The following is an 8,147-nucleotide window of genomic DNA, read 5'->3' on the forward strand; positions in this document are numbered from 1 at the left end:
AGCAGCCACCGCATTGTCAGTTGAATTGGGTGTGCAAGTTGGCATTAAGTGGGTCAACGATTTGTACTATCAGCATAAAAAAGTGGCCGGCATTTTAGTTGAATCAGTCGGCAATCATTTGATTATTGGCATCGGTTTGAATATTAACCCAACCGATTATCCGGTTGACATCCAGGCAAAGGCCGGCGCGTTAACTGATCAACAAGTTGATCGGGAACAGCTGGTGGCATCGCTATTAAATTATTTTGTTCGCTATTTTTCGTTAGATGCCCGTGATGTGATGCGCGACTATCGCAAATTATCACTCGTAATTGGTCAACAGGTTGAGTTGGTTGTTGGCAAACAAATCATCCAGGGGCGTGTTCAAGATGTGCTGGATGATGGTGGCTTGTTTGTGCAAACGGATACTGGCCAACAAACTTTCTATTCTGGTGAAATCACGAAATTAAATATGACAGGATGGACTATTTCATGAAAACACGACAGCTTGTACTAGCCGCCGTCTTTGCAGCAATGATTGCGGTATTGGCACCTTTGTCAATTCCAACGGGGATTGTGCCGTTAACCCTACAAACGATGATTGTACCGTTAGTTGCGTCGGTGACATTGCTACCGATTTCGTTATCGGCCGTGGCGGTTTACTTATTGCTCGGGGTAGTCGGGATGCCTGTATTTGCAGGATGGACTTCTGGTGTCGGTATCGTTATCGGGCCAACGGGTGGTTACCTTATTGGGATGCTCTTGTTCCCACTTATTATTGGGTGGGGTATTAAGTTGAGTGCCAAGTGGTATGCGTTGACAGCTTGGAACCTAATTGCAGCGTTTTTGCAGTTGGGATTCGGCACGGTTTGGCTTGCAGTAGCGGCTAAGATGCCATTGGCGAATGCGATGGCAACGGGTTTGGTGGCCTTCATCATACCAACTTTAATCAAAGTGGTCATTGTCGTCGTTTTGGCGATGATGATTGGGCGGGTGATGCGTCTCCCAATCGGTAAGGAATATTAACGTTTTACCCCGAACTTAAGCCAACTTAAGTTCGGGGTTTTATAATGGAAATAATTAAGTTTAAAGAGAGTCGTTAAAACCCATGAATCGTAAAGTATTTGTGCTAACTGGAAATACCGGTACTGGCAAAACCACTGTTGCAAATTACCTCAATGAATTCTTTGAAATGCCAAAAGTTATTACGCACACCACGCGAGCACCACGCGAAGGTGAAGTTGATCAAGTTGATTACTATTTTGAAACTGAAGCGAGTTTTAAACAAAATCATTACTTAGAGAGTGTGACGTATTCAAATTATCACTACGGGTCATCCCATGAAGGCTTAGCCCGAGCATGGGAGAAGAATCCATTCATTACCATCGTGTTGGATACGGCCGGCGCGATTACATATGCGCAAGAATTGGGCGATGAAGCGGTTATTATTTATCTCACTGTTAGCGAAGAAAATGATTTGTTAACGCGTTTAGAAAAGCGTGGGGATGATGTGACTGCGGTTAAGGAGCGGTTGGCTAGTCAAGAATATCAACGCGATGCGGCATTACCTGATGCGTTACGCGGCGTTGCCCATGTCGTGATTAATGACGATTGGGAAACCACCAAAGAAGAAATCAATCAAATTGTTAAGCAAGTTGTCCAAGAATAATTGGCCACGGTAGGAGGAACATTATGGCATATCGAACACCACCCGTTATCACGCCGGTTGCACTAGTTTCAATTATTTTGGCGTTGAGTGCAGCTAACGCAATTGTTAATGTTTCAACGAATACATCGAATGGGGCAAAAATTTCTTCAAGCATTGTGTCATCATCGACATCAACAAGTGCGCCAGCTAAGTCTGAAGAGAGTAAGTCCGCTGACACTGCTGAAACATCGACGAGTCGGGTCGTCAGTGATAGTCAGACAGACTCGTCTGCCACAACAGAGTCGTCTCGTAAACAAGAGGAGTCGTCATCAGCAAGTACGGTATCGACAAATAAAGATACGACTGATAGTCGGGTAAGTTCGTCGAGCGAGACGAGTCGTCCGGCAAGCAGTTCAAGTGCCGTCACGTCGAGTGCTTCAAGTGCCCCGGCCTCAAGCGCAACGAGTTCATCAACGGCTAGTTCAACTGCGCCAGCAACAACACCATCGACAGCGAACGGAGGTGCAACAAACTAATGCTGACTATTTTAGATTTGTTAAACCACTACTTGGGGTTCTTTAATGTTAATACCAAGTGGAAAGGGCAAGTATATTCAGTTTTGGCTACGGCAGGAGATTTTTATGTCCTGTACTTGGGCGTAAAGCATATTGAAAATGGGGCCTACCTTCGTGGGGCAGTATTGATGCTAGCCTTCATCGTGATTGCCTATTTTGCGGTTCTGAATATGGTGTACTACTATACGAAGAAAACGGTGAAGTGGGATATTTCGCCAAAGATTGAAAAGGTTTTGGGTGGCCGGCCTGCTGAGGAAAGTCAGACTATCAAAACAGCAATGCCTTATGTACCAGCAAACGGATTATACGCCAAGGAAAATGTGTTACCAGCAACGGCAATTTCTGACGCTGATATGCAAGCAGAATTAACGAAAGTTGCCGAGCAACTACAAGCTAGTGGGATGTTCCAACAAGATTATAGCGGCATGTCGGAAGCTGATCAGTTAGCCTATTTGGCAGCTGGTAACGATGTCATTTATGCTAATCATCCGGGTACACCATTGCCATACTTCCGCTTGGAGCATGAGCGTGGTGGCTTGGCAGTTTACGGTGGCTTGAACGAGATGTTTGCGCAGCGTGTTGCCCGGATTAAAACGGTTGGGTTGCAGCCAGTTGAGTTGGCCCTTGAGAATTATGATTTGTTTATCGCATCGGCGGTAATTACGGGTGGCGTTGGCCATGTACGTGGTCGCGTGAACCTACAAGAAACAACGAAGCCTTATCAGTTAGCCGTTGAGCTAGCTTATAAGCAAAAGTAAGCCGGTTAGGTGATTGTCAAGAAACCTGACAAGATAATTGACACCAGTCTTACTTACAGACTATTATTAAACATAGCGACCCGTCACGAAAAATCGCGACGGGTCATTTTATATTGAATGATGATTTTTGAGAAAATTGTCAATAAGGAGGAACACCATTATGTCGATGATCGAATTTAAGGACGTCGAAAAGTACTATGGAGATTTCCACGCTTTGAAGGATATTAACCTTGACGTGGAAGCTGGTGAAACGGTCGTTTTGCTTGGCCCATCTGGTTCAGGAAAATCAACGTTGATTCGCACCGTAAATGGTTTGGAGCCTGTTCAAGAAGGCCAATTAATTGTTAACGGTCAAGACTTGGCTAACCCACAAACTGATATGAACCGTACGCGTAAGAATGTTGGCATGGTTTTCCAACACTTTAACTTGTATGCAAACAAGACGGTTTTGGAAAACATTATGTTGGCACCACGTTTGGTCTTGAAGCGTGACGAAGCTGAAAATAAGAAGATTGCAATGGAATTGTTGGAGCGAGTTGGTCTTGCTGACAAGGCTGACATGATGCCGTCAACGCTTTCAGGTGGACAACAACAACGTATTGCGATTGCACGTTCATTGGCAATGAAGCCTAAGGCCTTGTTGTTTGATGAGCCAACGTCAGCTTTGGACCCAGAAATGGTTAACGATGTCTTGAAGATTATGCGCGAAATCGCGGCGGATTCAAGTATGACAATGTTGGTTGTGACACACGAAATGGGCTTTGCTAAGCAAGTTGCCGATCGTGTTATTTTTATGGCAGATGGTCAAATTTTGGAAGATTCTCCTACTGAAGAATTCTTTGCAAATCCTAAGGAGCCACGTGCACGTCAATTCTTGTCACAAATCATTCACTAGGAGGTGCGGAGTATGAGTCGCAAGTTTAAGCGTACTTGGCGTGCGGTACTTGCTGGTGCCGCCGTCGCTTTGCTAGCAGGGAGTGTGGTTGCAACCCCAGTGCATGCCAGCGATAAGAAAAACGAAGCTTACAATCGTATCATGAAGTCAGACAAGATGGTCTGGGGTGTTAAGGGTGATACGAAGTTAATGGGCTTGATGAATATCAAGACTGGTAAGTTGGAAGGCTTCGACGTTGATATGGCGAAGCAAATTACGAAGCGTGTTAATCCAAAAGCAAAGGTTGAATTGACGCAAATTACATCTGGAACACGTATTCCGATGTTGTTGAACGGTAATATCGACGCGATTATTGCCACAATGTCAATTACACCGGATCGTGAGAAGGTTGTTGATTTTTCAAAGCCTTACTTTAATGCGGGGCAAGCTATCTTGGTTAAGAAGGGTAGTGGCATTAAGGATATTTACGATTTGAACAAGCCAGGAGCTCGTATTTTGGCCGTTGCTGGTTCAACTTCAGCGGTGGTTGTTAAGAAGTTCGCGCCTAAGGCTAAGGTTGTTGCTTTGTCTGATTATGCAACTGCTTTAACAGCGCTAAAGGCTGGTCAAGGAGATGCATTGACGACTGATAACGGTATCCTATATGGTATGGCTGCCGGCTCGAAGAGTTTGGAAGTTGTCGGTGGTCCCTTTACTAAGGAACCATATGGCGTTGCTATGGATGAAAACAACCCTAAGTTAGTCAAGGCTGTTAATAAGGCGATTGATGATATCAAATCAGACGGTACTTACGCCAAGCTAGCCAAGAAGTGGTTCGCTGGTGTTAAGGGAATGGATTGGAAGGAGTTGGCTAAGTAATGTTGTCATTATTTCAAACACACGCTCATGACTTCCTAACTGGATTTGGTTGGACGATCGCCTCGTCAGTATTGGCGTTGATTGGTTCACTGATTCTAGGAACTGTTTTTGCTTTGATGGAAGTTGTGCCAAATAAGGCGGCCAATATTATTGGGCGTATTTATATTGAAGTGCTTCGTAATATTCCATTGTTGGTTATTACGATGTTCTTCTATGTGGTGATTGCGAACGTTGTAAAAATTAGTGGGTTCGCGGCTGGAACGTTGGGCCTAACGCTATATACGTCAGCCTTTATTGCTGAGACCGTGCGCGCCGGAATTAATGCTGTGCCAAATGGTCAATTGGAGGGTGCGCTTTCCAATGGATTGTCTTGGTGGCAAGGAATGCGTTACGTGGTATTGCCACAGGCGTTTAAGTTAGTTATTCCACCACTTGGAAACCAATTTATTAATTTGATTAAGAACTCATCAGTCTTGGCTTTCGTGGCCGGTATGGATTTGATGTACCAAGCAAATATGATTTCGCAAGAGACATTTGATACGTTTGGTCCATTTATCATCGTGGCTATCTTCTATTTGATTTTGACGATGCCAATGAGTTACTACATGCGCTACTTGGAAAACAAGTTGAATAAGGAGGGATAATCATGGCAGAATTCTTATCAGCGTTCTCATGGATTAACATCCGCTTCTTGTTGATGGGACTATGGGTCACTATCGAAGTAGCGGTTGTCTCAGTCATTTTGAGTTTTATTATTGGGTCATTGCTTGGTGTTATCCGTTACGTCAAGATTCCGTACCTATCACGCATTGTTGGTTTTATCATTGACGTGATTCGTAACCTACCACTGTTGTTGATTATCTTCTTTACGTACTTTGCCTTGCCAAAGATTGGCATTCACTTGGGCGTTATGACGTCAACGATTTTCGCTTTGACAATTTTTGAGTCAGCGATGTTGGCAGAAGTTATTCGATCAGGAATTGTCGCCGTACCAAAGGGACAATTAGAAGGTGCATTGTCGAACGGATTGAGCTTCAAGCAAGCCTTGTGGCACATTATTTTGCCACAGGCTTACAAGAAGATGATTCCACCAATCGTGTCACAATTTGTGTCATTGATTAAGGATACGTCTTTGGCAACGATTATCATGTTGCCAGAAGTGACATACCGTGCACAAATCATTTATGCGCAAGAGCCAAATGCCATTGTGGCGATGTTCTTTGCGTTGGCTGTATTGTACTTCGCGTTGAATTACGTGATTTCAAAGATTGGTCGTATTTTGGACCGTCGAATGGCAGCTTAATTTAAACTGACTAAACCACCAGTACTTTTGTGCTGGTGGTTTTTTGTTGTGTTGGTGTGTGTCGTGCTATCACACTCATGTCGGCAGCCGAACGGTTTTAGATTATTTGTGAGACTCAAAGCAGAACCGGTTAACAGCAAGAAAAATACGGATGGTTTCCTGGATTTTTTGCCTGTAAATGAGTGAAATTCTCATTTTAAGAAACGTAGTAAAAACGCATGGTTTAAACGTTTTAATGGATCGTGTTCAAATTTAGTTCACAGTTTGTATTAAAAAATGGCGTTGCTTCTCATTTTTGTCCAGGCTATGATACTAAACATTGAAAGGCATTATTTACTATTTTCGAAATGGGGAGTTTTTTATGAATAAGGTATTGAAGACATCAGCATTGTTGTCGACAGCGTTGATTTTGGGCTCAACGTTGGCACCAATCACGGCTGACGCAGCTAAGTACAAGACAATCAACTGGACTGAAGGGGCTGATTTGGGCACGATGGATCCATCAAAGTCTACAGCTGCGGTTGATTTTGACGCATTGCAAGCAACTGGTGACGGTTTGTACCGTAACGACAAGTCAAACAAGCCTGCGCTTGCTTTGGCTGAATCAGTTGAGAAGTCTGATGATGGGTTGTCATACACGTTCAAGTTGCGTTCTGGTTTGAAGTGGTCAAACGGTGACGCTTTGACAGCGCACGATTTTGTTTATGGTTGGCAACGTACGAATGACCCTAAGACGGCATCACAATATGCCTACTTGTTCTCAGGAATTAAGAATGCAGATGCCATTCAATCTGGTGAAGAAAAGGACTTGTCAACGTTGGGGGTTAACGCCGTTGACGATACAACGTTGGAAGTAACGTTGGAAAAGCCAATGCCACAACTTGAATCAGTTTTGACGATGGCACCTTTCTACCCACAAAACCAAAAGTTTGTGGAGAAGTCAGGTAAGAAGTACGGTACAGCTGCAAAGTACACGTTGTCTTCAGGTCCATTCATCTTGAAGGGCTGGACTGGGTCAAACAACAAGTACTCATTGGTTAAGAACGACAAGTACTATGATGCCAAGGTTGTGAAGACGCCTAAGGTTGTTGTGGAAACAATCAAGGATCAAAACACAGGTTACAACTTGTACAAGTCAGGCAAGGTCGACTTTACGAACTTGTCACCTGACCAAGTGAAGGCTTCAAAGAAGAACAAGGCTTATAAGGTTATCCCACAAGCGTCAACGTTCTACATGGAGTTTAACGAGAAGAAGGTGAAGGCATTGGCCAACACAAAGATTCGTCAAGCTTTGTCATACGCAATTGACCGTAAGACGTTGTCAGATAAGATTTTGACGGGAACGGCTACACCTGCGACAACGTTTACTTCAACTAAGTTGGCGCAAGATCCTAATACTGGTAAGGACTTTGCTAAGGCAGCTGAAGTAAAGGGTGCCATTGCTTACGACAAGACTAAGGCCAAGAAGTTGTTCAAGGAAGGTATGAAGGAAGTCGGCGAGAAGAAGTTGAAGTTGCAAATGGTCACAGATGACACTGATGCAGCTAAGCGTTCAGCCCAATTCTTGCAATCACAAATGGAAAAGTTGGACGGCTTGGATATCGACGTTAAGGTCGTACCATTTAAGCAACGTTTGGCTTTGTCACAAGACAAGAAGTTTGATTTGGTAATCACTGCTTGGGGTGCCGATTACGGTGATCCATCAACGTTCTTGGACTTGTACACGAAGGATTCTTCATTCAACAACGGTTCATGGGATAACGCTGAATACAACAAGTTGATGTCAGCTGCTAAGACGACTGACGTGAACGACGAAAAGAAGCGTTATGACGATTACAAGCAAGCAGAGCAAATCATCGACAAGGAAGTCGGTGTGGCGCCATTGTACTACCGTTCATATGCAACGTTGTTCCGTACATCAGTTAAGGGTGTTGTCACAAACCCAGCTGGTGCACCATACGACTGGAAGTGGGCATACAAGAACTAAATCTTTTAGAAATCACATCGGAGCATTTGCTGCGATGTGATTTCTTTTAGTGTTTGGTGCTATCGCACGAGCAACAGGCGGGGCTGGTATCCTACGCCATTGTTCAAAAACTCGGCAACCGAATGGCGCGGACGCCATTCAGCG

The 8,147-nt window shown here is 44.2% G+C and carries 10 protein-coding genes; all 10 read left to right on the forward strand.

All coding sequences use genetic code 11. From position 1 onward, the window contains the following. Nucleotides 1-475: biotin--[acetyl-CoA-carboxylase] ligase (locus WEIDD23_RS14585; RefSeq protein ID WP_242865442.1), on the forward strand; the 475-nt coding region annotated here is incomplete at its 5' end. After that, nucleotides 472-1,005 carry a biotin transporter BioY gene (locus WEIDD23_RS05400; RefSeq protein ID WP_010371561.1) on the forward strand — a complete coding sequence of 178 codons (534 nt, stop codon included), beginning with the start codon at nt 472-474 and terminating at the stop codon, nt 1,003-1,005. The genes WEIDD23_RS14585 and WEIDD23_RS05400, both read left to right, overlap by 4 nt. An 82-nt stretch (nt 1,006-1,087) precedes the next feature. After that, on the forward strand, nt 1,088-1,648 hold the full coding sequence (locus WEIDD23_RS05405) for a guanylate kinase (RefSeq protein WP_010371558.1): 561 nt from the start codon (nt 1,088-1,090) through the stop codon (nt 1,646-1,648). 23 nt (nt 1,649-1,671) lie between these two features. Beyond that, nucleotides 1,672-2,163, forward strand: a complete 492-nt coding sequence (locus tag WEIDD23_RS05410; protein WP_010371554.1) for a hypothetical protein — start codon at nt 1,672-1,674, stop codon at nt 2,161-2,163. Further along, entirely contained in the window at nt 2,163-2,960 is a 798-nt protein-coding gene (locus WEIDD23_RS05415; protein ID WP_010371551.1) for a DUF6681 family protein, read from the forward strand. The genes WEIDD23_RS05410 and WEIDD23_RS05415 overlap by 1 nt, the downstream gene beginning before the upstream one ends. Nucleotides 2,961-3,126: 166 nt before the next feature. Further along, nucleotides 3,127-3,855 (forward strand): amino acid ABC transporter ATP-binding protein, encoded by a 729-nt coding sequence (locus WEIDD23_RS05420; RefSeq protein ID WP_062358840.1) that lies wholly within the window; start codon nt 3,127-3,129, stop codon nt 3,853-3,855. Between the two features lie 12 nt (nt 3,856-3,867). Further along, the gene (locus WEIDD23_RS05425; protein WP_010371546.1) at nt 3,868-4,713 is read left to right on the forward strand and encodes a transporter substrate-binding domain-containing protein; all 846 of its coding nucleotides are present in this window, start codon (nt 3,868-3,870) and stop codon (nt 4,711-4,713) included. Further along, on the forward strand, nt 4,713-5,357 hold the full coding sequence (locus WEIDD23_RS05430) for an amino acid ABC transporter permease (protein ID WP_010371543.1): 645 nt from the start codon (nt 4,713-4,715) through the stop codon (nt 5,355-5,357). Before WEIDD23_RS05425 ends, WEIDD23_RS05430 begins: the two co-directional genes overlap by 1 nt. 2 nt (nt 5,358-5,359) lie before the next feature. Next, a complete protein-coding gene (locus WEIDD23_RS05435) occupies nt 5,360-6,016 on the forward strand; it encodes an amino acid ABC transporter permease (protein WP_010371540.1) in 657 nt (218 codons plus the stop codon). Between the two features lie 361 nt (nt 6,017-6,377). Next, nucleotides 6,378-8,003: a peptide ABC transporter substrate-binding protein gene (locus tag WEIDD23_RS05440; protein ID WP_010371537.1), complete on the forward strand. Its 1,626-nt coding sequence runs from the start codon at nt 6,378-6,380 to the stop codon at nt 8,001-8,003. Nucleotides 8,004-8,147 lie beyond the last annotated feature (144 nt).

The organism is Weissella sp. DD23, assembly GCF_001579105.1.
Classification (GTDB): domain Bacteria; phylum Bacillota; class Bacilli; order Lactobacillales; family Lactobacillaceae; genus Weissella; species Weissella cibaria.